Consider the following 25335-nt stretch of genomic DNA (forward strand, 5'->3'; position numbering starts at 1 on the left):
AACCTTAACTATAATATCAATGAAAGGAGTGCAGTTATGGAAGCAAAAAAAGAAAAGAGAAATTTAAATTTATTTAACATTTTCTCTCTTGGTTTTGGCGGAGCCGTAGGTTCAGGGATTTTCGTGTTAACAGGCTTAGGAATTGCCGCTACAGGTAAATCCATTGTCGTTTCAATTATGGCTGGTTGTATTTTTATGCTTTTAGCATACTTTTACAATGTCCTTTTATCATCAATGTTTATGTTTGAAGGAGGTGATTATAGTCAAAAGGCCCTAGTGTTTAATCCTTTTTTTACAGGTATAAATGGATACATAACATTTATTAATGGATTTTCTGTTGCTATGTATAGCCTTGCAATGGTAAATTATGCAGGAATAGTTTTTCCTCAAATTCTACCTTACACTAAATTAATTGCGATCATAATTATTACCTTATTTTTTGCAGCAACTATAAGAGGTTCAAAATTTGTTTCTACAATCAATAATATAATGACCGTAGTATTAATCCTAGCAATTATTTTTTATATTGTATTTGGAGTTCCTAAGGTAAAACCGGGCTATTTCACAGATCCCAATTTTTTTACAGACGGATTTAAAGGTATCATTGCCGGCATTGCAATAATGGGATGGGCATGTCAAGGAACCACAATGGGGCCGGTTTCTGTATCGGCAGTAACTATTAAGCCAAAAAAAAATATACCCTATGGTATATTCCTCGTAACAATAGCAATTGCCATTGTTTATGGCTTAATGGGCTATGTATCGGCAGGAGTACTTCCCATAAGCGAGGTTGCAGGTCAAAATCTTTCACTTGTAGCAGCTGAGATTTTCCCAAGATCAATTTTTATTCTCTTTATAATGGGAGGGGCTGTCTTTGCCATAGCAACATCTATGATTACCGGCATAATAATGGTTCGATATCCAATACTAAAAGTAGCACAAGCAGGTTGGCTTCCAAAATTTTTTACACAAACAACTCAGACCGGTTATCCATGGGCTGTTTACGGTATTTATTACATATTATCAATTTTACCGGTTTTGCTTGGCTTAAAATTAGATGCTATTGTTTCGCTGGTAATGATACCTGCAATGCTTACAAACCTATATACAAATATAAAATGTATTAAGGTGATACGGGATTATCCGGAGCAATGGAAAAAATCGGTATTGCATATGCCCAGAATACTTATGGACATCATATGTATTCTTTCGGCACTTTGTGCAGCCATAGTATGCTATAACCTGTTTATGATGCTTTCTACAAAGGAAAAACTTTTGATGATAGGGATTATGGTTATCATATCGATTCTATCAATTTATAATTTAAAATCAAAACATGTAAAAATTGAAGAATTGGAAGCAAATAAAAGGCAAATTATCGAAGATGCCTTACTTGCTGAAACTGAAGAATAGGAGAAAAAAAATGATTTACGATTTTACAACAAAAATTTCAAGAAAAAACTTAGGTTCACTTAAGTGGGATTTAATGTATTCACAAAATCCTGAGGTTGGAAATGAGGTGGTTCCTCTTTCGGTAGCAGACATGGAATTTAAAAATCCGCCGGAACTTATTGAAGGTTTAAAAAAATATCTTGACGAAACAGTGTTAGGATATACAGGACCGACTGAAGAGTATAAAAAAACCATAAAAAAATGGATGAAGGATAGGCATCAATGGGATATTGAAACAGACTGGATAATAAATACTGCCGGGGTCGTTCCTGCAGTGTTCAATGCCGTTAGGGAATTTACAAAACCGGGAGACGGAGTCATTATCATCACCCCCGTTTATTATCCTTTCTTTATGGCTATAAAAAATCAAGAGCGTAAAATCATAGAATGTGAATTATTGGAAAAAGACGGATATTATACAATCGATTTTGAAAAACTAGAAAAATTATCCAAGGATAAAAACAATAAGGCTTTGCTCTTTTGCTCGCCGCACAATCCTGTAGGCAGGGTTTGGAAAAAAGATGAACTTCAAAAAATAAAGGATATAGTTTTAAAATCCGATCTTATGCTATGGTCAGATGAAATTCACTTTGACTTAATTATGCCCGGTTATGAGCATACAGTATTCCAATCTATTGATGAGCAGCTTGCCGATAAAACAATTACTTTTACTGCACCGTCTAAAACATTTAATATTGCAGGAATGGGCATGAGCAATATAATAATTAAAAATCCGGATATCAGGGAAAGGTTTACAAAGTCTCGGGATATTACAAGCGGGATGCCATTTACTACACTCGGATATAAGGCTTGCGAAATTTGCTATAAAGAATGCGGAAAATGGCTGGATGACTGCATAAAGGTAATCGACAAAAATCAAAGAATTGTAAAAGATTTTTTTGAAGTAAATCACCCCGAAATAAAGGCTCCTCTTATTGAAGGCACCTATTTGCAATGGATAGATTTTAGAGCTTTGAAAATGGATCATAAGGATATGGAAGAATTTATGATTCACAAAGCTCAAATATTTTTTGATGAAGGCTATATTTTTGGAGACGGAGGTATAGGATTTGAAAGAATCAACTTGGCAGCTCCATCATCTGTTATTCAAGAAAGTTTAGAAAGACTAAATAAGGCCTTAAAAGATCTTAAAAACCGGCATTAAAAATAAAATTTACTGCCGGTAAAATTCCTCCTCATATTTAATATATAAAATGTGGGGAGGTCTTTTATAAAGGCTTATTTTTGCTGTTATTTTTTTCGAGAATATCGGTGTAAGCTTTCAAAATTTTATCAAAAGCTACCATTTCATCAACGGTAAAAGTTTCAAGAAGTTTTTTTCTTGTCTTGACATTGTCTTTATTGTCATAAGCTTTATGAGTTAAAACCGTTTTTTTTGCTTTTTCTGTAGTGTGCAAAAAAAAGACTTTACCGTCAGCTTGGTTTACCTCCTTATAAACCAAGCCCCATTTTATAAGCCTATGCACAATTTGAGAAATTGCGCTTGATGTTCTATTCCATTTTTTTGCCAAAGCTGAAACCGTTATATTTTCATTATCATAAATATCGGTCAAAATATGCATTTCAATCATCGTATATTTCTTACCCGTACCATAATCTCTCCTTATAGTATAATAATAAGAAAATGATAATACAAAATCGTACATGCCATCAACAATATTGCTTATATTTTTATACCTTTTTTCAATCAAATCTACAGGCTCATTGTCTTCTACCCATGCATTAATTATTTCATTTTTATAAATATCATTCAACATTTAAAACTCCCGAACAGTCTGGTTAAAATTTAGTAATACACATTTACATGATAGACATTTTAAAAAAAATTGTCAATTATTTAGACATTTTTATCTCAAACTATTGACAAAAATATAAAAAAAGCATATACTCCTCCCCATGAGCAAGACATTTTAGATGACTTACTCATAAAATTTCAATACTTGACATTTTTTGGGTTTATGTATATTATACACACGCTCACTGTTAAGCGAGAGTGGTGGAATTGGCAGACACGCTAGACTTAGGATCTAGTGCTTCGGCGTGAGGGTTCAAGTCCCTCCTCTCGCACAATTCCACAAAACAAAAAGTGGAGTAGAATTGCGGGAATAGCTCAGTGGTAGAGCGCCACCTTGCCAAGGTGGATGTCGCGAGTTCAATCCTCGTTTCCCGCTTCTAAAGCGATTCGGTGAACGGATCGCTTTTTTTTATACCCTTTTGTACAAAGGGCTGTCTTAAAATCAACTCTAAGGAAGGAAAAATGGACTACGAAAAGAACGTAACTCTTAAAGAAAAATCACATGCGGAACTTTCAGTAAAAATAAAAAAATCTGATGTTCAAGAAAGCTATAAAAAACTGCTCAACAAATACTCAAAAGAGCTTCAAATACCGGGATTTAGAAAAGGAAAGGTTCCCGTATCCGTACTTGAAACAAAATACGGCGATGCTATCAAAGGAGATCTTGCAGGAGACCTAATCGAAGAGTCCTTAAAAGAAATCTTTGAATCTCTTGATGAATATGAAAGACCTCTCCCCTACTCTTATCCCGAACTGAACGAAAAGCCCGAATTAAAAGTTGAAGAAGACTTTTCCTTTACAGTCCATTATGATGTCTTCCCCAAGGTAGAAATTAAAAAAACGGAGGGCTTTACTATTGAAGTGCCGGAAGCAAGCGTTTCTGAAAAAGACATAAAAAAAGAACTTGAAAGGCTTCAAGAGCGGAATGCCCTTGTTACAGCCTGCAAAGAAGGAACTTCAGCCGAAAAAGACCATATTGCAACAATCGATTATTGCGAACTTGACGATGAAGGAAAAACTATTTCAGGCACCGAAAGAAAAGACTTTGTATTTACAATAGGTTCAGGCTTAAATATCTATAAGATTGATGATGATATAGTCGGCATGAAAAAAGGTGAATCTAAGGAAATCACAAAGACCTTCCCCGAGGATGATTCAAACAAGGACCTTGCCGGAAAAACAAAGAAAATAAAGGTAACTCTTACAGCTCTTAAATACAAAGATTTACCGGCCCTTGATGATGACTTTGCTCAAGATATAAACGAAAAATATAAGAACTTGGACGAATTAAAGGCCGATATCAAGAAAAAGTTTGAAATAAGCGTAGAAGAAAAAATCAAATCTTTACAAAAAAATGCTTTAACCGAACAAATGGTAAAAGAACATACAATAGACCTGCCTGAATCTATGGTAAGAGCAGAACTTGAATCCAGATGGATGATGATGGCTAATCAATTTAGAACCACGCCTGAAGAACTTGAAAAAATGTTCGGTAAAGGCCCGCAATCAAAAGCAGCTCTTTTAGAAGGCTGGAGAGAGGATTCCGAGAAAACTTTAAAGGAAAGAGTTTTAATTGAAACCCTTCTTAAAGAAAAAAATATTGAAGTAAGCGATGACGAGATTGAGGCCGAATATGTCCGTTTATCCGAAAGAATGGATATCGCTCTTGATGAGCTGAAAAAATATTATTCCAACCCTCGCGAAAAAGAATATTTAAGCGAAGGTCTAAAAGAAGAAAAACTTTTTAAAGCTCTTTATGAAAAATCGACAATCAAAAAAGGCAAAAAGCTTACATTTGATGAACTTTTAAAAGATTAAATTTTACTGTTTTAAGGAAAAAAAATGAGTACACTTGTACCTTATGTAATTGAACAAACCGGAAACGGAGAACGCAGCTATGATATTTTCTCGCGTCTTTTAAAGGATAGAATTATCTTTGTAGACGGAGAAATAAACGATATGTCTGCCGATTTGGTTGTAGCCCAGCTTTTATTTTTAGAGGCCCAAAATCCCGACAAGGATATCAGCCTCTATATAAACAGTCCAGGAGGCTCTGTAACGGCAGGCCTTGCGATTTACGATACTATGCAGCACATTCGTCCCGATGTACAAACAATTTGCTTGGGGCAATGCGCCAGTATGGGAGCAGTCCTTTTGGCCGGAGGAGCAAAAAATAAACGCTATGCCCTCCCCTCATCCCGTGTTATGATTCATCAGCCATGGGGAGGAGTTCAAGGACAGGCGGTAGATATAAATATCCAAGCCAAGGAAATTGTAAGATTAAAAAAACTTACTATTAAATACTTTGCGGAAAATACCGGCAAGACGGAAAAGCAGGTAGCAGCCGATATGGAAAGAGATTTCTTTATGTCGGCTGAAGAAGCCTTAACCTACGGTATTATCGATACCGTTATGAATAGGAGAAAAGATGGCTAGAAATAGAATGGGCGGAGCTTTAATATGCTCTTTTTGTAATAAACCGGAAAGCTCTGAACGCTTTGTAGTTCCGGGTCCCGGAGGTATTGCCATCTGTGATAGATGTGTAGATCTTTGCGAAAGCTATATAAAATCGTATAAGACTGTCAGGCCTGTTGACCGTTCAGGAGCCATTCCTACACCTCAAGAGCTCAAAGAATATCTTGACGAATATGTAATAGGTCAAGAACAGGCAAAGAGAGTTCTATCTGTAGCCGTTTATAACCATTATAAGCGGATAATGAATCCTCCTTTAGAGAATGACGTAGTCATAGAAAAGTCAAATGTCCTTTTGCTGGGCCCTACGGGATCGGGTAAAACTCTTTTAGCAAAAACCCTTGCACAAAAAATGCAGGTTCCCTTTGCCATCGCCGATGCAACAACCTTGACCGAAGCAGGCTACGTAGGCGAAGACGTGGAAAATATCCTTCTTAAGCTTATCCAAAATGCAAACGGAGATATAAAAGAAGCCGAAATGGGTATCATCTTTATCGATGAAATAGATAAGATTTCCAGAAAGAGCGAAAATGTTTCCATTACCCGAGATGTATCGGGCGAAGGTGTTCAACAAGCTCTTCTAAAAATAATAGAAGGAACCTCAGCTTCTGTACCTCCTCAGGGCGGAAGAAAGCATCCGAATCAGGACATGCTTAAAATAGATACAACAAATATCCTATTTATCTGCGGAGGGGCATTTGTGGGTTTGGATAAGATAGTGGAAGCCCGCATCTCTACAAAGCCTATAGGCTTCGGTGCTGAGGTAAAAAAGCTGAGCGAAAAAAATCTTACCGAGTTGTATGATCAGGTTTCACCCGATGATTTGGTAAAATTCGGGCTTATCCCGGAACTGATAGGAAGAATCCCGATAAAGGTAGCCTTAAATGAGCTTACAAAGGAAGATTTAACACGAATATTGGTTGAACCCAAAAATGCCATAATAAAACAGTTTCAGGCAACCTTTAAACTTGATAATGTCGATCTTCACTTTGACAAAGATGCTATTACAGCCATTGCTCAGCAGGCTATAGACCAAAATACGGGAGCGAGAGGTTTACGTTCCATTGTCGAAAAGCTCATGCTGGATGCAATGTTTGAAGCCCCCTCCATAAAGGGTAGAAAAGAGCTGATAATAAATAAAAAAATGATAGGAAACTCTTCGTCAAAACCGAAGATAAAACTTCTCGACGAAAAAACCGCTTAAAACTTATCGAAATATTAATGAGACTGTCCCAAGAAAAACCTTGCGGCAGTCTTTTTTTATACGTTTCCCTTTGCAACTACTACGAGAAAAGAAAAAAGAACAGCCAATATTATCGATAAAAACAATAAAAATATATCCGTAATGAATTTTATAATATTAATCTCTTTATAACGTATCATAAAAAAAATTCTAACGGCAATTGCTGCAAAAGTAAAAATTATAAGTAAGACACAAAGACTCATCAATACATTTAAGATTATAAACAGGCTGGAATCTAAAAAATCTTGGGAACTGCTTAAAATATAAAAAATAATAAAAGCAAAGATAGAAGCACTCAAAAATCTTATTGAGCGGTCTAAAAAGCGAATAGTAAAACGTTTATATCTGGGCTGGGGTTGTATATCTTTACTATCCATAAGGATTAAAATTTAAATATGCGGATAAAATATCCGCATATTTATAAAGTCTTAGTTTTCCGATTCCGAATTTTGAATTTCTTCAGAAACGGCTTCTTCAGTAACGGAATTTTCTTCTGCTAAAATTTGTTCATCAGAAGCTTCTTCATCCCTGCGAGGTCTTCGTCCTTTTTTCTCGGAAGCCTTAACGGGCTTTTCTTCAGCAATCTGAGCCTCAACGGTAAAAGAAATCTCTGCAGAGGTATTTTCATAAAGCTTTACAATGGCCTTATGTACACCTGTGCTCTTAACTGTCTGACCGAGGATTTCGATACGTTTTCTTTCAATATCGAAATTAAGTTTTTGCAGTTCATCAAAAAGAGTTTGAGTTGTAACGGCACCATAGAGTTTTCCGTTAGGTCCTGCAGGCATAAGAATCTTAATTGAAAGAGCCTCAAGTTTTTCTTTAAGCCCTGCAGCATCTTGGCGTTTTGCAGCCTTTTTAGCTTCAATTTCTTCTTTACGTGATTCAAAATGAGCCAGAGTAAACTCATTACAAGGAACAGCTAAGTTTCTGGGGAAAAGGTAGTTTCGGGCATATCCCTTAGCTACGTTCTTAATATCGCCTTCTTCTCCGAGATACTTAACATCTTCATTTAAAATTACTTTCATATACAAGCTCCTAAAAAAATATCCGCCCAATTCCGGGAGTCGGAAAGGGCTTTTTGACATAGTCTAATTTTTAATGTAAGCAAAAACTCTAACGCAATGAAGCTTTAGGCAGCTGCTTACATTAAAATTCCTATTCGTTCATAACGAAAGGAAGCAATGCAACAGCTCTTGCACGCTTAATTTCAACGGCAAGTTTTCGCTGGTGTTTTGCACAAGTTCCGGTAATTCTTCTGGGAAGAATCTTACCTCTCTCGGTTATAAAACGGCGTAAGGCATCCGGTTCTTTATAATCGATCTTTACCTTTTGTGCACAAAAGCGGCAAACCTTTTTGCGGTAAAAAGATCTACCCTTTCTTTTGTCTTCGCCTTCGCGAATATTTTCCTGCATGTTAGCTTCCATGTCTACATCATTCATTGTTTCGTCCGACATTTAAATCTCCTTAAAATGGAATATTATCCAAATCTGAATTTCCCATATCCGGCTGGTAATCATCATAAGAAGGCTCCTGTCTTCTTTGATAAGCAGAAGGTGCTTGATTTCCATCATTATACGAATTATTTCCACCGCCCTGATATGATCCTTGGCGCTGAGGTGCGGCCTGTGATTGTCCGCCCTGACCTGCCGAGCCTCCGACAAGCTGAATATTGTTAGCAACAATCTCAACCTTGCTGCGGGTTTGCCCGTCTTGCTCCCAACGGTTTTGCCTAAGCTCTCCGTCAATAGCAACCTGTTTACCTTTTACAAGGTACTGGTTTAAGGCTTCACCCTGCCGGCCCCAAAGAACCACGTCAAAAAAACTTGCTTCTTCGCTCCAGTCATCGCCTGTTTTCCGTCTTCTGTTGACCGCTATAGCAAAATTACAAACCGCAATACCGGAAGACGTATATTTAAGCTCAGCATCTCTAGTTAAGCGGCCTACCAATACTACATGATTTATATCTGCCATAAAGTCTCCTTTTTAGTCCTCTAAACGAACAAAAAGATAGGTCAACATCTGAGTGATCAGCTTAAAACGCTTATCCAATTCAATCATCTTTGCAGGATCTGCTTCAATGTTGAAAAGCACATAACGTCCCTTTGTCTTCTTTTTGATTTCATAAGCTAAATCCCGATCGCCGAAAGGCTCTTCAGATTTGATCTGAACACCGAAATCCGCCAGAATTGAATGTAGAGCATCTATTCCCGGTTTATAGAGATCCTCTTCAACCGGAAAAACCGTCATAAGTTCATAGTTTCTCATGTTCCCTCCTATGGACACATTTCTGAGGCCCGCATTTTCTGCGAGCCGGAGTTTTCATAGAATATCAAAAAATACTATCTTAGTCAATACCCGGCATAAAACCGGCTAAACCTAGCACTTCATCATCCCGCATACTGTAGGCTTTAGCATTTCATCATGCCGAAGACCATTACGAAAAGAGCAACGGTTTCGCAAAGACCTACGATAGTAATGTACTGTACAAAGCCCTTTCCTGTTTCAGCCATAGCGTCGGAACCTGAAGCAGAAGCCTTACCTTGAGCAATAGCTGAAGCTGCGATAGAAACACCGCAAACAAGGCCTAAGCCCAATAAGAACCAATCGCTCTGGGAGGATGTAAGCATCCTGTTCATAAGCAAGAAACCGTAAAGAGTCTGCGTAAGCGGGGCGCCTGCAAAGGCGACCAAACTGAAGGGAGCGGGCTTGTTATTTAAATAACAGCGCTTCCATGCACCGATTGTTGACTGACCTGCAATTGCAAGACCGATTGCAGAACCGATAGCTGAAATACCCAACGCAGCAGCAGCACCAAAAAAACCAAAAGTCATATCCTTCCTCCAAATTTATTCGTTAAAGGGTTCATATTTAAAGCCCGACCAAGTCAAGCCTACATGATTAGAGAATTCCAAGGTATTCAATCGAACACCGTGGACTATAACGGAAAGCACGTTCATAATATAGTTAAGACCGTGTCCGAACAATAAAAGTAAGACACCTGCAAAGATTATAAAGCCTCTAAGGCAGGGCCTGCCATCTCGTTTACGGTTGCACTTATAGCGCCTCCGGCAAGACCTACAGCCCAAAGTCTTATGTAGCTCATAATATCTGCAAATACGTTTACTACGCCCAAAAGCATATTGATAATGTTTTTTAAGCTTTCAACAATAGCCTGCCCTATTCCTTTAGAATAGTTTACAAAGATAAAGTTTAAAGCAAAACCCGCACCGATCGCAAGAAGCACGGCATTATTTATTGCATACTTTTGGGAATCTACAACAAGGTTTAAAACCACAAAATACATTCCGCCGAGCATCGAAAGAGAACCTACATCGGCAAGAAATTTAGGGGACTTAATATTCCTAAATAAACTTACTACATGGGCTATCATCAGCTGGGTTAAGCCTAGGGTAAAGCAAAGCAAAATCTGGTTTTGATTGCGTACATCCTCAGGGGTAAAGTTTGCAATAGCCGGAACAGCCAATTTTTTAAGAAAAGGCGGTACAATTTCGGTAGACATACCGAACCAGTTACAAACCAAGGTACCCCAAATAACGGTCATAAGTCCCAAATAGCCGAACATATAAAAAGCTGTAGGCACTTTTTGTTTTTTTGCCTTTGTTTTTAATATCAAAATAATTGAAATTACGAACAAAACGGCACCGTAACCGGCATCTCCAAAAATCATTGCAAAGAAAATTCCGAAAAAGAGCAGAAACCAAAGAGAGATATCAGGCTCAGTATAACCGGGAACCGTACCCAAAAAGTCGATTAAGGGAGAAATCAGGTTTACAATCTTATTACGCTTTATCTTTGTAGGTACAGGATCTTCTTCTTCGGGATCTTGAGAAATATAGGCCCAAGACTTTTCCTTTGCGAGGGAAGAAAGTTTTGCTTCATCTTCGCATGGAATATAACCTGTAAGCCAAACTAATTGAACTCTCTCTTCATCATCTTGATTTCCGAAATCTATTGTCTGCATACCATCATGCACAATCTCAAATTGAAGCTTCTTGGTAACAATTTCATCCAAGGCACGGAGAGAGTTTAAGTAGGCAGACATCTTTGTCATTTCCTGCTTGTAAGAAGAAATCTTAGCCATTAAACTCTTAAGTTTTTCTCTTAAGGCCTTAACGGAAGTTTCAGGCAGTTTTAAAGGAATAATATCCTGAGGTAAATCAACCGGAAGAGCATTTGTTTTGCTCCAGATTAAAAACCTTACCCCCGTTTTTCCCTTCCCCACTAAAATAGTCTTAATATCTTCGGAAAGGGAAGAATAAGTTTTTAATGAGGTAGTTGCAGGAAAAAGATAGATACCTTTTTCTTCCAAGAAATTAAAATCGGCAGTATTTATTTCTCCCCACTCGGCATAAGAGGCTATTTCGCCTGAAAGCCTTGCAGATTCTTCCATATTGCTCTTATAAGAAGCTGTTAAGGACAAGACGGAATCTACAAAGGTGAGGGTATCTTCTTCGCTTAAAAGAGAGGGAGGTGTTACTCCTTTTTTTTCTTTTTTGGGAAGATATTCCGTTAAAAGGCTCATAGCAAGAGTTATATCGTTTTTTTCGGATCTTAGCTCGTTTATTAAAGTACCGTTTGCAGGACGGTCTTCAATATGTAAAAGCCCTAATTTTCTTAAATCTTTTAAGGCATGACGCTGTTCTTTTTTTAAGACTAAAAGAGTTACTTTTTTCATTTGTACAATCATAGAGCTTCATCCTTATGATGAACCTTTTCAAGGTTCTTTTTTGAAATCTTACCGCGAACAACAGCTGCAACCTGCTGATCTCCCAAATAAACCGTAATCTTTTTTATGTTTGCCCTAGTTTCGGGTATCTTAACCTTTTCAAAGAGGTTTACGCGCTGAGTGGTCGTTCTAAGCTCGGAATTCAATAGGCGGACTTGTTCGTCAAGCACCTTTGCCTCAAGGTCTAAGCTCAAAACTTCCTGCAATTTTTCGGCAGCCGTATCAACCCAAAGAGGAGTCTTATAAAGATCATATTTAGAGCGTTCAAATTCCGCACCTGAAAAAACAGGGATACTCACTCCCGCAATATTTCCGGTTGAAGTTAAAAGTTCTTTTATCTTAACCATCGAGGGGTGAAAAACATTTTGCTCGCCGAATACCGCTACCCAGTCTTCGAATTCGCGATGAAGGGCATCTCTGTGAAGCCTTACTTCTTTAGCCCTGGCTTCGATGGTGCGGATTTCGGTTTGAAGCTGCTGTTTTTTGAGTTGAAGAGTCGGCAAGTATCTTCTATACATTTTTAAAGATTCTTTTTGATTCTTCAGCTCATTTTTTGTCAGTTTTATCGCCATAGCCTACCCTTTAGTTTGCCGGCCAGTACTTATTTACCAACTCGGATTTAATACCTGTTTCTTCACGGGTAAAACATTCGGCAAGAATTTTCCAGCCTAGATTTAGGGCATCTTCAAGCGGAATGTTTACGGATAAGTCCATCATTCCCGATTCGAATTTTGCACCGTATTTTAGTAGCTTTTCGTCCCATTCGCTCATCATAAAGCCCATGGACTTCTTTTCCAATGTATCCTTATATGAGGCGTAGAGCTTAATCATATTGTCCATCAAGGCTCGGTGGTCATCCCTTGTTTTACCGTTTACGTTTTGCTTTAATCGTGAAAGGCTTCCGAATGGCTCGATTCGTCCGTTTTTAAGATAGAACTGACCCTCGGTAATATAACCGGTGTTATCCGGAACCGGATGCGTTACGTCATCACCGGGCATTGTTGTAACGGCCAAGACCGTAACGGAACCAGCATCGGCAAAGTCTACAGCCTTTTCATAGCGGGCTGCAAGCTGACTGTAAAGGTCTCCGGGATAACCTCGGTTTGAAGGAACCTGTTCCTGAATAATGGCTATTTCTTTCATTGCATCTGCAAAGTTTGTCATATCGGTTAAAAGAACCAATACGTTCTTGCCTGCAATGGCAAATTTTTCTGCAACTGCAAGACACATATCCGGAATCATAAGGCACTCAACCGTAGGGTCAGCTGCCGTATGAACGAACATGGCAGTGCGGCTCAAAGCACCGGCTTCTTCAAGGGTGTCCTTAAAATAAAGATAATCGTCATATTTTAAGCCCATTCCGCCCAAGATAATTACATCAACCTCGGCCTGCATGGCTATTCGGGCTAAAAGCTCGTTATAAGGCTCACCGGAACTTGAAAATATGGGAAGCTTTTGAGAAACGACAAGGGTGTTAAATACGTCGATCATCGGAATACCGGTTCTAATCATTCTGTTTGCAAGAATACGCTTTGAGGGGTTTACCGAAGGGCCGCCTATGGGAATCATGTTATCCTTTAAAGCAGGGCCTGAATCCCGCGGATCGCCTGAACCGTTAAAAATACGGCCGAGCAAGTCTTCGGAATAGCTTACCTGCATTTCCTTACCTAAAAAGCGTACCTCATCTCCGGTTGAAACACCTCGACCTCCTGCAAAAACCTGCAATGAAACCAAGTCTCCTTCAAGCTTATTGACTTCTGCAAGGGAGGCTCCGAAACGGGTTTGAACCTCGGCCAATTCTCCGTATGATACGCCGTCGGCCTTAACCGTAATAACCGAACCGTTAATCGATTCTATTTTACTATATACCTTTTTCATCTTACACCGCCTGCTTCAATAATTTTTTAGCTCTTTCGTCTAAGCTATCCGCTTTTTCGGCGATGTGCTTTTTAATTCCGTCTTCATGGGATTTAAATGCATCCGAGCCCCAAGGCGAGTAGTTATAGTCGATGAACATAAGTTTAAGTTTGCTGAAATAAGAGCGGGCTTCATCTTTTGAAACAAATTTAAATGAAGTACCTAAAATTTCAATCAAAATATTGTATATGTGCTGTTGGCGCTCAACCGAAACTGCATCGTCTACCTTATCAAAGGAGTTTTGCTGTAAGTAAACGGCATCGAGTAAGTCGCCTTTTAAGTAAATGATAAAGTCTTCTATACTTGTTCCTTCTTCACCTACAACCTTCATCATCTGTTCAACCTCGGTTCCTCGGCGTAAAAAGCTTCTTCCGTATTTGACTTGTTCTAAAGGAAGAACGCTGGGATATTTTGACCAAGAATCGAGGGGGTGAATTGCCGGATACTTTCGGGCATCGGATCTTTCTCGTGAAAGACCATGGAAGGCTCCTACTACCTTTAGCGTGGCTTGAGTTACGGGCTCTTCAAAGTTACCGCCAGCAGGAGATACGGTTCCTCCGATTGTAACGGAGCCCTTTGAACCGTCGCTTAATCGGACAATACCTGCCCTTTCGTAGAAGGCGGCGATGTAGGATTCAAGATAGGCAGGGAAGGCTTCTTCACCGGGGATTTCTTCCAAGCGGCCCGACATTTCTCGAAGAGCCTGAGCCCATCGGCTGGTAGAGTCTGCAAGAAGAAGAACATCCAAGCCCATTTGGCGATAGTATTCCGCGAGGGTTACGCCTGTATAAACCGAGGCCTCTCGGGCAGCAACCGGCATTGAAGACGTATTACAGATAATTATGGTTCTCTCCATGAGGGTTCGGCCCGTTTTGGGGTCTTTAAGCTCGGGGAATTCTGTAAGAGTTTCTACAACTTCACCGGCTCGCTCACCGCAGGCTGCAATAATAACGATGTCGACATCGGCATTTCGGCTGGTAGCATGCTGCAAAACGGTTTTTCCTGCACCGAATGGACCGGGAATACAATAGGTTCCGCCCTTAGCAACGGGGAAAAATGTATCCATTGTTCTCATCTTTGTAACCAAGGTTTCCGTCGGCTTTAAGCGTTCTGCATAACAGTCGATTGCACGTTTTACAGGCCACTTAAAACTCATGGTAAGAGGTATTACGTTTCCTCTTTCGTCCGTAACCTCGGCTATTGTATCGTCTACTGTATAATCGCCTTCAGGTTTTATAGATTTTAATTTATAAGTTCCATACATGTTAAAAGGAATCATGATACGATGGGTAAAACTGCCTTCAGGTACGGTTCCCAGCAAGTCTGCTCGCTTTAATGTGTCTCCTTCTTTAGCAGAGGGAGTAAAGTGCCATTTTGCCGTGCGGGAAAGGGCATTTAAATAGATACCTCTTTCCAAAAAATAACCGGCTTGTTCAGCGAGCTCAGGTAAGGGATTTTGCAGCCCGTCATAAACTTGGCCTAAAAGACCGGGGCCCAACTCTACCGAAAGAAGATCTCCGGTAAACTCTACGATATCACCGACCTTTATTCCCTTTGTAATTTCAAATACTTGAAGCTGAGCTACTTCCCCCCTGATACGGATTACCTCGCTTTTTAGTTTTTTTGAACCAACCTCAACATAGCCTACCTCGTTAAGGGTAACCAAGCCTTCAAAAGAAACGCTTATCATGTTACCGTTAATACCGACTACTTTTCCTTTTGTTTTAGTCATATCATAACTCCAAATACGTATAATAAAGCATAAATCCTAAGTTTAAAAGTTACTTTGTAAAAATTTACAAAGTAACTTTTAGATTTTATCATATAAATAAAAAATATGCAATAAAAAAATCAAAAATCTTAAAAATAGAATTAAATTTTTTCGCTGTCATATTCTATGAGAGTCTTTACAGGCAAATCCCCGAGAACCTTGCTATAATTTAAAAAGGGTAAACCTACAACTCCGCAAAAACCTACAACTTTTGCCCCGCCCTCTTCTAAAATACTTCGGGCTGCATTTAAAGTTCCTCCTGTGGCAATCAGATCGTCTAAAAGAAGGACTTTTTGACCTTTTACTACATCGGTTTTGTGAACCTCAACAGATGCTTGTCCGTACTCAAGGTCATACGAGGCAGAGTAAGTTTCTCCGGGGAGTTTTCCTTTCTTTCTAATTAAAATAAGAGGTATTCCCATTTTATAGGCAAAGGGAGCAGCAAATATAAAGCCTCTAGCCTCAATGGCGGCAACAGCATCTACCTTTTTATCCTTGTACATTTCCGTCATCTTATCAAGGCAATAGCTAAAAACTTCCGGATTAACCAAAATACCGGTAATATCATAAAAAAGGATTCCCTTTTTAGGGAAGTCCGGAACGCGTCTAATCGCAGCGTCAATTATTTTATCTTTCATGATGAACAGTCTACACCTTATCTTTGCAATGGTCAATAGGAAGATATTATTTTATAAGTCTTACTCCGTATACATTTTGCAGATATCTCTTCCGCTTTCCTTAGCTTTATAAAGAGCAGAATCTGCAAAAGAAAGCATAGTTTCATATGAAAGCTCATTATTAGGAACGGAAGTATAAGCACCTAAACTGATAGTTAAGATCTTATCCTTTTCAGCCGAATGTTCAATATTTAAATTTTTAATTTCAATACGGAGTTTTTCGGCTATCTTCATTGTTTCGGAGGCAGAGCTATTATAAAGCAGAACCAAGAATTCTTCTCCTCCGTATCTTCCTACAAAATCATATTTTGCTCTAAGTTTTTTTTGTAAGGTTTGAGCAACAGTTCTAAGAACATTATCTCCGGCCTGATGTCCATACAGGTCATTGTATTGTTTAAATAAATCTATATCTATCATTATCAATGATATCGGTTGTTTATTATCCAATCCCCTACGCCAAAGATCCTTACCCACTGTGTCCAACTGTCTTCTGTTCCCTACACCTGTTAATTCGTCAACCGTAGATAAAACCGTAAGCTGTTCATTTGCAGATATAAGGTCTTTTTGTTCTTGTTGAAGTTTTTTATTGGCAATCTTATATTGAAAGAGCCTATTAATCCTGCAAGCTAAAAAAGTTAAGCCTGCAAAAATTAAAATATAGACGGCTATCATCGGCGTCGAAAGCCAAAAAGGTTTTTCTATAATAAAAGTAAAAGATGTTGGTTCAGGATATGGATTTGAAATATCCTTTACTTTAAATGTATATTTTCCCGGTTTAAGATTAGTATATTGTACATAATTTTTCATATTGGCATTAATCCAATTTTTATCAAAACCTTCGAGCATAAAAATGTAAGAAGGTCTTGAAAGAGGAGATAAATCCATCGATGAAAACTCAAAGCTTATATTATTTTCGGAATACTTATATTTATAAGTTTTTTGAAGATCTATTTTAAATACCGGAGTCTGATTTCCGTTTATACCTATAGTTCGTATTTTTACGGGAACCTCTTGTCTTTTAAACGATAAAAGATAGTTAATATCCATGCCTAAAACGCCTTCTTGTGTTCCCACAAAACATTGATCTCCAATCATAATAGGAACTGTTGTAAATCGTCTTTCATGGTTATATAAAGTATAACTGTATATAATTTCAGTATCTTTATTAAATATTGTCATACCTTTTATTGCAGTAACACATATGGAGTGATTATCCATATGGGTCATACCGATAATAAAGTTTGCGGGGAGCCCCTCATTTGCAGTATAATTTAACGCCTCTTTTTTTTCGGTATCGAATATGTTAATTCCTCCGTCACTTGTTCCAATCCACAATTTACCGGAAACATCTTGAAATAATGAGGTTATTCGGTCTGAAGAAATACCTTTTCTGTTATTTACATCGTATCGGTATATTGCGAATTCATCGGTTGAAGGCTTATACTCGGCAAGGCCCTTGTTGGTTCCTACCCAAAGTCTTTTATAAGAATCGATCAGCAGGCTAAAAACAAGATTGCTGCATATACTATTGGGATTTTTAGGATCATTTTTATATCGCTTAAGAATTCCGGATGAAGGTGAAAATTTAATAAGGCCTCCATCATAAGTACCTATCCATAAAAACTCGTTATCATCGCTTATGATATTGTATATAAGTCTTTCACCGTCTTCAATTATATTATCATTGTATAGATTAACTCCAACAAAAGCATCCTTTTTTTTATCGTACTTACATAACCCAAGATCCGTACCAACCCATATATCCTCATTTTTATCTATGTAAAATTTAAATACGGAGTTGGAAATAATTTTAGATTCGGAATAACGATAGTATTTCTTTTTTCCTGTGCTTAAATCATAATAAGTTATACCGTTATTTAAAAGACTTATCCATAAGTTTCCGTTTTTATCCTTAGTCAAACCGGAAACCGAATTTTCTCTGCCGTCGATTTTATTTTCATGGGGCAATATTAGTTTTGACCACATACGTTTAGTATCATATATGTTTACTCCGCCTCCGTTTGTGCCGACCCATAATGAGCCGTAAGTATCTACATATATCGAAAAAATAAAATCGTTTGAAAGATTATATGAACGCTGTTTTGAAGTATACTCGGTATAAGAATATGTATTTTTATCAAAACTTATTAAGCCGCCGCCCCAAGTTCCTATCAATAGTACATTATCAGAAAATTCGTTTGATAGGCATGTTATTTTGTTGTTTGAAAATGAAAACAGGTCTCGTTTTCCGTTTTTAGGATCAATTCGAAATAGTCCGGTATCCCAAACGGATACCCAATATATTCCGTCTTCTTCAAAAATATTATTAATAATTGAGTCAGTAACCGCACTATTTTTTTCAAAAAGCCTTGATCGTCGAAATCTTTTATTGGGCTCATCATATTCCCATAAGCCCTCATGTGTACATGCGTATATCCGCCCTTCAGAGTCTTCATAAATATGGGATATTCCGTTGTTTCCTATATAAAATTCGGAAGCTTGAGAAAATTTAACAACGGAACCGTCATCTTCATTTAGTATATACAAGCCGTCCAAGGTTCCGATCCATAAGCGGCCGTGAGAATCCCTTAAAAAGCAGAGAACAACCGAACTCGTCATATCAAAATGGGTAAAAGTTTCCGTGTCGACATTAAACCTTTCAACTCCGTAAAAAGTGCCTATCCAAAACACATCGCTTCCGTTTTCTGCTTTTCTAGGGTCATTATAAAGACATTGAATTTGCGAAGACTGAATGGAATCTTTTGAAAAAGGAATATATTCGTAATTTTTATATTTAATACCGTCATAATATGCCAAACCTTCTTTAGTACCGAACCAAATCCGGCCGTATGAATCCTGCAAAATACCGGTAACAAATTTGGATGCAATGGATGAAGGCTGAGAGTAAAAAACAAGAACATCCTCATCAGAAAATAAATTAAAAGTAATCAAAATAAAAAATAAAAGAATTAGTTTCTTATACACATCCGAAATCCCTTATATCAAACACCAATACACCACCTAAAAAGTCTAAAACATTAAATAGAAAAAGTCAACTGCTTATTAATGGAACCATTACATATTTATTGACTAATGTTAAATCCCATCCTTTTTAGATCTTCCAAAAAGGATGGATAACTTATATCAAAACACTCTGCGTTTTTTAGGGTAAATACAGTCCCATCTTTATCATCAATACCAAAGCCTATAATGGTAAGCATCATAGCTATGCGGTGATCTTTATGAGAATCAACCGAGGCGGGGCTTAGGTTTTTACCTGCGTTTCCTATTATATGTAAAACATCCCTTCCCTCCGTAATATCGGCTCCAAGTTTTTTTAATTCTGAGGAAATTACGGAAAGTCTGTCACACTCTTTATAACGGCAGATTTCTATATTTTTTAAAATGGTTTCGCCTTTTGCAAAACAGGCTATCGCCGAAAGAGCCGGAACTGCATCGGGAATATCGGAACAGTCAAAGGTTCCGCCCTTTAAACTTGAAGGAAAAATTTTAAGGGTTTGCGATTTCTCCTCAAAGCGGATATCCGCATTCATCTCTTTTAAGACCTTTACTATCCTCGCATCTCCTTGAACATCATTTATATCTATATTCTTTATGCTGATAGTTGAAGCCGTAATCAGGGCTAAGGCAATGGGAAAGGCAGCACTAGACCAGTCGGCCGGAATGCCTGCCGAAAAACCTAAAATTTTTTGACTTTCTATAATTTTAAAAGTTTTAAAATCGTCCGAAACATCAAATTTAATACCGCAAGTTTTAAGCCAATGAAGGGTCATTTTTAAGTAGGGAAGCTCCCCTGCTCTTTTTAAATTTATTTGTAAAGGAAAATCGAGTAAGCCGGCTCCAAGCAGGAGGCCGCTTACAACCTGTGAAAAATCCCCCTCAAGACAGAGCGTTTTTCCTTTAAGGTTTTTAATTGAAGATGAGCCGGGTAAAACCCGTATGGGAGCCTTTTCAAAACCGTCAAGAAATTCGTATTTTAAACCGAGCTCCTCATAAATTTCGATTAAAGGCTTCGCGGGACGCTTTAAAATAGATGAATCTCCGGTTAAAATAAAATCGGAAGACATTAAAGAAAGAATGGAACCTAAAAAGTAAAAAAGAGTGCCGGAATTTCCCGCATCTATTTTTATCTGCTTTTGTTTTTCGATTCTTTTTTTTAAGCCTTCTTTCGGCGGAAAAACAATTATATCGGCAGAGGATATGTTTTTTTGTTCTATTTTAAATTTTACGCCTAAGGATTCAAATACCGATACAGCCGTTTTAGTGTCTCCGCTCATCAGAAGATTTTTTATTTGGGAAGGACCTTCAGCAAATGTAGCCAAAACAAGAGCCCTCATTGAATGACTCTTTGAAGGAGGTACTTCAATGGGCATGGGAGATACGGGTTTTGATTTTTTAATCTTTAAAATCATTTTTTTAAAAGAGCTTTAAGTTCCTTTAGGCGTTCTTGATCTTCACAGTTTGTTAAGAGCTTTATAGTTTCCTTGGCCTTTTCTTTACGATTTGTCTGAATATAAAGGTTTGTAAGATCGAATAAAAGCTCTTCGCTTTCGCCGAATTCTTCGATGGCTTGTCTTAAGCTGACTTCTGCACGGGCATGGTCTCCTTTTTTTACTGCAAGAAGGGAAATAAGCCTGTATATTCTTTCCGTAGGTTCTATATCCATAGCCTTAACCAAAAGGCCGTCAGCATCATTTAGATAGCCTATCTTTATGGAGTTTTCTGCCTTATCGGTTAGAAGAACGGGATCTACGGGTTTAAGCTTTAAGGCCTTTTGATACCAAATATCGGCTTCATCATATTGCTCATCAAAGAACAAGGCATTTGCATAAATATGGAATGCCTCTGCCCTATTTCTTTCTGCAGCCAAATCGGCGGTTCCCGCCTCGATGTCAAAAAGAGGTGCACATTCTTTTAAACGGCCTTGAAGACGCATAATCTCAACATAGTTTTCCAAAATAACTATCTCGTCGGGGAGCATCTTTCGGGCCTTTTCAATTTCGATTTGAGCGTCAAAAAAGGCATCTTCATCGATTGCACAAAGAGCTTTTAAATTAAAAATCCAGCCGTTATTAGGTTCAAGGGCTTCAGCTTCCGAAAGAGGAACAGAGCAGTCTTCCCCTATTAAATACAGGGCCTCCGCCAAGCGAAAATGATAAAGCCCGTGTTCAGGCCCAAGCTTACAAGCCTTTTTAAAGAATTTGACGGCTTCCTCAGGTTTTTCATCATGAATAAGAAGGCCGTACAAATACCATATTGTAGAATCACTCGTCTTTGCATCACATAGTTTTTTAAAATTAAGCTTAGCTTCCCATTTATTGTCTACAGCATAATAGAATTTACCGCTTAAGGCCCAGGTACGCTCATCCTCAGGAGCAATACGCTCAAGGGCGTTTATTACATTGGCCATTTCGTTATATTCTTCGGAAGCCAAAAAAAGTTTCCCCGCCTCAGTATAGGCTTCTACAGCCTCAGCTGTTTTTCCGGCAAGATTTAGCTCGTTTGCTTCATTGTACTTTAATAAGCCCTGATCCGGTTTTAACTCAAAGGCCTTTGCATAAAAGGCGGCCGATTTTTCATGTTTCCCTTGGGAATTTAAAAAATGCCCCTTTAAAGAGCAAAGCAAGACCGACTTTTCAATTTCATCATTCGGAATATCTTTGAGAATATCTCCCAATTTTTTCATATTGCCGGATTGATAGTATAGGCCGGCAAGCTCGGCCATTATTTCATAATTATCGTGTTCAATATCGAGGGCATGTAAAAATTCTTTTTCAGCTTCTTCATTTAAATGCTGGGCAAAATATATTCTTCCGGCTAAAATGTGATCCTGAATGCCGGGCTCACGGAGTTTCCATGCCTGTTTTATTTGGTAGATGGCGGCAACATATTGCCCCATAGCATAATAGGTTGAAGCAAGGTTAATATAGGCTTCAGGAGAAATTGCATCAGGATTATTGGCGGCAGAATCGGTATTTTCTACAAGAAGGGGCTGAGAGATAATTTTAAACTCGTTTAAGTAAAATTTTACCTTAGGATAGGTTTCCCAGTTCTGCCCTGCAAAGCCGATTTTTCCGGCAGCCTGAACAATATCGGACTCGAATTTACCTAACCAAGTATTGTTTACAAGAACCGTTATACTTGTTCCCGCACAGATTAATTTTATTTTAAATTTTGAACTATCGATATCGGTCAAGGGCTTTGTCCAGCCTAGGATGGGCATGGGAGTAGAATTAACAACAGCCTCAAGTCTTATCCATCCCTTGTCGGAAATAAGAAGCGAATAAAAGGCCTTATCGCTTATGTGTCTAAAGACAAATCCTGCAGCACAATAGCCCGCACTTGTATTTTCTTCAGGAAAGAAGTTATCGGTAAAAACAGGCAGCTCAATTTCGGCATCAAGAACAAAGTCCTTATATCTAAATAAGGGGTTTAGGGCCCAAGCGTAAAGATGTTTACGCTTTAGCTCCAAAGAATAGGAATGCTTACCGTCAAGGTTTTCTTCAAACAAGGATTGATACCCGTCTCCCGTTTCTTCAATAAAACGAGCTTTTTCCTTTTTAGAAAAATCGGCTTCCCATATTTCTTCTTTTATTTCTTCCGTGTCTATTACCGACTGAGCTTTTTTACTCTCATACTTTTTTAGAATCTTGTTCTTAAAATAAGAAAAATATAATTTAAGTCTTTCCATAATATTTTAAAAGATTACAAAAAAAACGCGTTTTAGTCTAGCAGGTAATTACAATTCAATACTTGCAATTTTATTTTCTGCATATATTCCATAGGGCTTAATCAAAATCGCAAAGACGGCTGCAGGTATACCGCAAAAATAGATTAAGATAAGCCAAAAATAGGAATTCATAGTGAAAAATACTACAACAGCAGAGAGAGCCAATATAATCATATTAAAAAACATAATAAAAAGCACATTTGTATTTTGCTTCATAGCCGCAACAGGATTATCCCAATGAAGTTTAGGATGGGCAGTATCCAAAAATAAAGAAACAAGGTTTACAAGGGCCGAAAAGCAAAGAGCTACCAGAGACGATAAAACTATATGAAGAAGGCCGAATTTAAATACAAAGCCTGCAAACCCCACGCCTATTACTATGGCAAAAAGAGCAAAAATCATAGCATGGGCTAATTTGGCATACATATAAACCGCAATATTAACCGGTAAACTCTTTATAAAAGGAATAAATTTTGCATCTCTTGAAAGAGCCGTATCTGCGATGTTGGTCATTGAACCTAAAAAGCCTGCTGCAAGGCCTGTAATTACAAAGCCTGCATTTCCCTGCATAAAATCGATTATATTGGGAGGAATATTATTTAAGTTTAATCCCTTTGCAATACTTATAACAATCAACAAGATAGGCATAAAGATAATGGAAAAAGGGCCGTTTAAAAGATAAACGGGAGTACGGTTCATCATTCTAAATTCCCTTTTTACATAAGCAATAAAGGGAGATGATTTTTTTATGTTTTTATGTAAAAAACTTGAAACCTGCTTTGCTTCCAGTTTTTTTATACTTTTTTCGTTAAAGCCTATTAAGCTTTCCGTATAAAGTTTTGACATAAATCCTATAACCAAGGCCGGAAGAGCTGCACAAAAAGCAATCAACAATAGGATATATAAAAAGCTTAAAACAGAAGAAGGTTCACTTAAAATATAACCTACAAGTTTTACCGGCGGGTAGAATGACCCGAAATTTTGAAAGGCGGCAGCTTTGGATTCAACCATTTTATAAAGAGCTTCAGGATCGGAACCCGAAGACGATTGAATTATATAATTAAAACCTAAGGCAAGAGCCATACCTAAAATTCCGTTTAAGGCCATTATAACGTTTTTATTTTTAAAAACTCGAGTAAAACGCATAATAAGGATATTAAAAAAATAACATACGGAAATCATAGGCAGAGGAATTACAAGAGCACAGATGACAGCCGATATATAAAACATAAAGGGCGGAGATTCCATATACCCGTAAATTCCCATTAAAACTGCAAAAAAAGCAAAAGAGGTAATAATCGAATTAAGGCTGTTTGCAAAAAACTTTGATGCAAACAAGGTACGCGGCTTAATGGGCATAGACAAAAACTGTTCTTCAATTTCGCCTATGTAGTAGGTAGAAATAGTAAGCATGGACCCGAATAAAAGACTAATAAAAGAGATCAGAAGTGCCGTTACTTCAAAAAGAATGCTTATATTGTTTACGGCCTTTGCCGTTCCGTATAGACCGAAAATCAAAAAACCGAAAATAAATAAAAATTCCGCAAAAACAAATAAAAAGAGGATTACCATTCCCAACATCTTAGCCTTGGAATTTTTTGTTACGGTTTGATCACCCTTCTTTTTTCTTTTTTGAATTTGAGCCTTAAAATTTTTAAAGTTAAAAACAGAAGCCAAATAAATTTTAACCAATCTAAAAAAAACTTTCATAATTTTTAACTCTCTTTAAGCTTCACCGTTTCCCAAATTAAAAGAAGGTTTATCGTCAACAAGTTCCAAAAAGAGCTTTTCAAGAGAAGCATTTTCTCCTCTTTTTTCACGTAATTCCTGTAAAGAACCTTCAAACATAATTTTACCGGCATTTATAATTGCGAGCCTGTCACAAAGTTTTTCGGCGACCTCCATAACATGGGTAGAAAAGAAAACGACCTTTCCTGCATCGGCTCTTTCTCTCATAATTTCTTTTAAGGAAAATGCTGATTTAGGATCCAAGCCGACCATGGGCTCATCCAAAATCCAAACAGGAGGGTCTGATAAGAGGCTTCCGGTAACCAAAAGTTTTTGCTTCATTCCGTGAGAAAAACTTCCTATGCTCCCGTTTAAAGCATCATTTATTCCGAAAAGTTTAGTGTATTTTTCTATTCTTTCTTGTCTTACATCGGCAGATACCCCATAAACGTCCCCTATAAAATTTAAGTATTCTGCAGCTTTTAACTGAGAAAAAAGCTCGGGGTTATCGGTAACATAGCCTATCCTGCGCTTTGCTTCCATAGGATCTTCAGCTATATTTACACCGTCAACGATTATCGATCCTGAATCCGGATTAAGGACTCCGGTTATCATTTTAATTGTAGTTGTTTTTCCGGCTCCGTTCGGCCCCAAAAAACCGAAGATTTCGCCGTTTTTTACGTTTACCGAAATACAGTCTACAGCTTTTGTTTTAGAAGAGCCGTAGGCCTTTGAAACATTTGAAATTTCAATCATA

At 37.8% G+C, this 25335-nt stretch carries 20 protein-coding genes, 2 tRNA genes and 1 pseudogene; 7 read left to right on the plus strand and 16 right to left on the minus strand.

All coding sequences use genetic code 11. The annotated features are described in order from the left end of the window. Positions 1-36: 36 nt before the first annotated feature. Both TDE_RS07980 and TDE_RS07985 read left to right on the plus strand, forming a co-directional pair. Positions 37-1413: an APC family permease gene (locus TDE_RS07980; RefSeq protein ID WP_002679363.1), complete on the plus strand. Its 1377-nt coding sequence runs from the start codon at positions 37-39 to the stop codon at positions 1411-1413. A gap of 10 nt (positions 1414-1423) precedes the next feature. Beyond that, complete coding sequence (locus TDE_RS07985; RefSeq protein WP_002679364.1) at positions 1424-2617, plus strand: MalY/PatB family protein; 1194 nt, start codon at positions 1424-1426, stop codon at positions 2615-2617. Positions 2618-2681: 64 nt separating this feature from the next. Here TDE_RS07985 and TDE_RS07990 read toward each other — a convergent pair whose 3' ends face one another. Further along, positions 2682-3230 (minus strand): MarR family transcriptional regulator, encoded by a 549-nt coding sequence (locus TDE_RS07990; RefSeq protein ID WP_002679365.1) that lies wholly within the window; start codon positions 3228-3230, stop codon positions 2682-2684. Between the two features lie 230 nt (positions 3231-3460). On the opposite strand from TDE_RS07990, the gene TDE_RS07995 reads away from it, so the two are divergent. From TDE_RS07995 to clpX, 5 genes are all read left to right on the plus strand, one after another. Continuing rightward, a tRNA-Leu gene (locus TDE_RS07995) sits at positions 3461-3540 on the plus strand. 32 nt (positions 3541-3572) lie between these two features. After that, a tRNA-Gly gene (locus TDE_RS08000) sits at positions 3573-3644 on the plus strand. Between the two features lie 86 nt (positions 3645-3730). Next, positions 3731-5086: a trigger factor gene (gene tig / locus TDE_RS08005; protein WP_002679366.1), complete on the plus strand. Its 1356-nt coding sequence runs from the start codon at positions 3731-3733 to the stop codon at positions 5084-5086. A 24-nt stretch (positions 5087-5110) separates the two neighbouring features. After that, positions 5111-5704 carry an ATP-dependent Clp endopeptidase proteolytic subunit ClpP gene (clpP, locus tag TDE_RS08010; RefSeq protein WP_002679367.1) on the plus strand — a complete coding sequence of 198 codons (594 nt, stop codon included), beginning with the start codon at positions 5111-5113 and terminating at the stop codon, positions 5702-5704. Next, on the plus strand, positions 5697-6944 hold the full coding sequence (gene clpX, locus TDE_RS08015; protein WP_002679368.1) for an ATP-dependent Clp protease ATP-binding subunit ClpX: 1248 nt from the start codon (positions 5697-5699) through the stop codon (positions 6942-6944). Before clpP ends, clpX begins: the two co-directional genes overlap by 8 nt. A 467-nt stretch (positions 6945-7411) precedes the next feature. Here the strand turns inward: clpX and rplI are convergent, their stop codons facing one another. From rplI to TDE_RS08095, 15 genes and pseudogenes are all read right to left on the minus strand, one after another. After that, positions 7412-8011: a 50S ribosomal protein L9 gene (gene rplI, locus TDE_RS08025; protein ID WP_002679371.1), complete on the minus strand. Its 600-nt coding sequence runs from the start codon at positions 8009-8011 to the stop codon at positions 7412-7414. A gap of 130 nt (positions 8012-8141) precedes the next feature. Next, the gene (gene rpsR / locus TDE_RS08030; RefSeq protein ID WP_010957016.1) at positions 8142-8411 is read right to left on the minus strand and encodes a 30S ribosomal protein S18; all 270 of its coding nucleotides are present in this window, start codon (positions 8409-8411) and stop codon (positions 8142-8144) included. 40 nt (positions 8412-8451) lie between these two features. Further along, positions 8452-8958, minus strand: coding sequence for a single-stranded DNA-binding protein (ssb, locus tag TDE_RS08035; protein WP_002669349.1), 507 nt, complete (start codon positions 8956-8958; stop codon positions 8452-8454). Between the two features lie 12 nt (positions 8959-8970). After that, complete coding sequence (rpsF, locus tag TDE_RS08040) at positions 8971-9252, minus strand: 30S ribosomal protein S6 (RefSeq protein WP_002669351.1); 282 nt, start codon at positions 9250-9252, stop codon at positions 8971-8973. Positions 9253-9395: 143 nt separating this feature from the next. Then, positions 9396-9818, minus strand: coding sequence for an ATP synthase subunit K (locus TDE_RS08045; RefSeq protein WP_002669353.1), 423 nt, complete (start codon positions 9816-9818; stop codon positions 9396-9398). Positions 9819-9833: 15 nt separating this feature from the next. Further along, positions 9834-11695: pseudogene (locus TDE_RS08050) on the minus strand (V-type ATPase 116kDa subunit family protein). Continuing rightward, entirely contained in the window at positions 11692-12306 is a 615-nt protein-coding gene (locus TDE_RS08055; RefSeq protein WP_002679385.1) for a V-type ATP synthase subunit D, read from the minus strand. Before TDE_RS08055 ends, TDE_RS08050 begins: the two are co-directional and overlap by 4 nt. Positions 12307-12316: 10 nt before the next feature. Continuing rightward, positions 12317-13612 carry a V-type ATP synthase subunit B gene (locus tag TDE_RS08060; protein ID WP_002669361.1) on the minus strand — a complete coding sequence of 432 codons (1296 nt, stop codon included), beginning with the start codon at positions 13610-13612 and terminating at the stop codon, positions 12317-12319. A gap of 1 nt (position 13613) precedes the next feature. Next, entirely contained in the window at positions 13614-15383 is a 1770-nt protein-coding gene (locus TDE_RS08065) for a V-type ATP synthase subunit A (RefSeq protein WP_002669362.1), read from the minus strand. 140 nt (positions 15384-15523) lie between these two features. Continuing rightward, positions 15524-16060, minus strand: a complete 537-nt coding sequence (locus TDE_RS08070; protein WP_002678446.1) for an adenine phosphoribosyltransferase — start codon at positions 16058-16060, stop codon at positions 15524-15526. Between the two features lie 60 nt (positions 16061-16120). Then, complete coding sequence (locus tag TDE_RS08075; protein ID WP_002679389.1) at positions 16121-19084, minus strand: ligand-binding sensor domain-containing protein; 2964 nt, start codon at positions 19082-19084, stop codon at positions 16121-16123. 98 nt (positions 19085-19182) lie between these two features. Continuing rightward, entirely contained in the window at positions 19183-20532 is a 1350-nt protein-coding gene (aroA, locus tag TDE_RS08080; protein WP_002679391.1) for a 3-phosphoshikimate 1-carboxyvinyltransferase, read from the minus strand. After that, positions 20529-22811: a tetratricopeptide repeat protein gene (locus TDE_RS08085; RefSeq protein ID WP_002679393.1), complete on the minus strand. Its 2283-nt coding sequence runs from the start codon at positions 22809-22811 to the stop codon at positions 20529-20531. Before TDE_RS08085 ends, aroA begins: the two co-directional genes overlap by 4 nt. Before the next feature lie 48 nt (positions 22812-22859). Beyond that, positions 22860-24560, minus strand: coding sequence for a hypothetical protein (locus TDE_RS08090; protein WP_002679395.1), 1701 nt, complete (start codon positions 24558-24560; stop codon positions 22860-22862). Between the two features lie 15 nt (positions 24561-24575). Further along, positions 24576-25334 (minus strand): ABC transporter ATP-binding protein, encoded by a 759-nt coding sequence (locus TDE_RS08095; RefSeq protein WP_002669374.1) that lies wholly within the window; start codon positions 25332-25334, stop codon positions 24576-24578. Position 25335: the final 1 nt, after the last annotated feature.

Source organism: Treponema denticola ATCC 35405, from assembly GCF_000008185.1.
Lineage (GTDB): Bacteria > Spirochaetota > Spirochaetia > Treponematales > Treponemataceae > Treponema_B > Treponema_B denticola.

What these genes read in the sequence shown, in the direction of transcription:
- TDE_RS08060 (WP_002669361.1), bottom strand. Translation starts at nt 13,612, where the DNA reads ATGAAAAAGGTATATAGTAAAATAGAATCGATTAACGGTTCGGTTATT.
- TDE_RS08085 (WP_002679393.1), bottom strand. Translation starts at nt 22,811, where the DNA reads ATGGAAAGACTTAAATTATATTTTTCTTATTTTAAGAACAAGATTCTA.
- tig (WP_002679366.1), top strand. Translation starts at nt 3,731, where the DNA reads ATGGACTACGAAAAGAACGTAACTCTTAAAGAAAAATCACATGCGGAA.
- TDE_RS08065 (WP_002669362.1), bottom strand. Translation starts at nt 15,383, where the DNA reads ATGACTAAAACAAAAGGAAAAGTAGTCGGTATTAACGGTAACATGATA.
- TDE_RS08095 (WP_002669374.1), bottom strand. Translation starts at nt 25,334, where the DNA reads ATGATTGAAATTTCAAATGTTTCAAAGGCCTACGGCTCTTCTAAAACA.
- ssb (WP_002669349.1), bottom strand. Translation starts at nt 8,958, where the DNA reads ATGGCAGATATAAATCATGTAGTATTGGTAGGCCGCTTAACTAGAGAT.
- clpP (WP_002679367.1), top strand. Translation starts at nt 5,111, where the DNA reads ATGAGTACACTTGTACCTTATGTAATTGAACAAACCGGAAACGGAGAA.
- rplI (WP_002679371.1), bottom strand. Translation starts at nt 8,011, where the DNA reads ATGAAAGTAATTTTAAATGAAGATGTTAAGTATCTCGGAGAAGAAGGC.
- rpsF (WP_002669351.1), bottom strand. Translation starts at nt 9,252, where the DNA reads ATGAGAAACTATGAACTTATGACGGTTTTTCCGGTTGAAGAGGATCTC.
- TDE_RS08045 (WP_002669353.1), bottom strand. Translation starts at nt 9,818, where the DNA reads ATGACTTTTGGTTTTTTTGGTGCTGCTGCTGCGTTGGGTATTTCAGCT.
- TDE_RS08090 (WP_002679395.1), bottom strand. Translation starts at nt 24,560, where the DNA reads ATGAAAGTTTTTTTTAGATTGGTTAAAATTTATTTGGCTTCTGTTTTT.
- TDE_RS07980 (WP_002679363.1), top strand. Translation starts at nt 37, where the DNA reads ATGGAAGCAAAAAAAGAAAAGAGAAATTTAAATTTATTTAACATTTTC.
- rpsR (WP_010957016.1), bottom strand. Translation starts at nt 8,411, where the DNA reads ATGGAAGCTAACATGCAGGAAAATATTCGCGAAGGCGAAGACAAAAGA.
- TDE_RS08055 (WP_002679385.1), bottom strand. Translation starts at nt 12,306, where the DNA reads ATGGCGATAAAACTGACAAAAAATGAGCTGAAGAATCAAAAAGAATCT.
- TDE_RS08070 (WP_002678446.1), bottom strand. Translation starts at nt 16,060, where the DNA reads ATGAAAGATAAAATAATTGACGCTGCGATTAGACGCGTTCCGGACTTC.
- clpX (WP_002679368.1), top strand. Translation starts at nt 5,697, where the DNA reads ATGGCTAGAAATAGAATGGGCGGAGCTTTAATATGCTCTTTTTGTAAT.
- aroA (WP_002679391.1), bottom strand. Translation starts at nt 20,532, where the DNA reads ATGATTTTAAAGATTAAAAAATCAAAACCCGTATCTCCCATGCCCATT.
- TDE_RS07990 (WP_002679365.1), bottom strand. Translation starts at nt 3,230, where the DNA reads ATGTTGAATGATATTTATAAAAATGAAATAATTAATGCATGGGTAGAA.
- TDE_RS07985 (WP_002679364.1), top strand. Translation starts at nt 1,424, where the DNA reads ATGATTTACGATTTTACAACAAAAATTTCAAGAAAAAACTTAGGTTCA.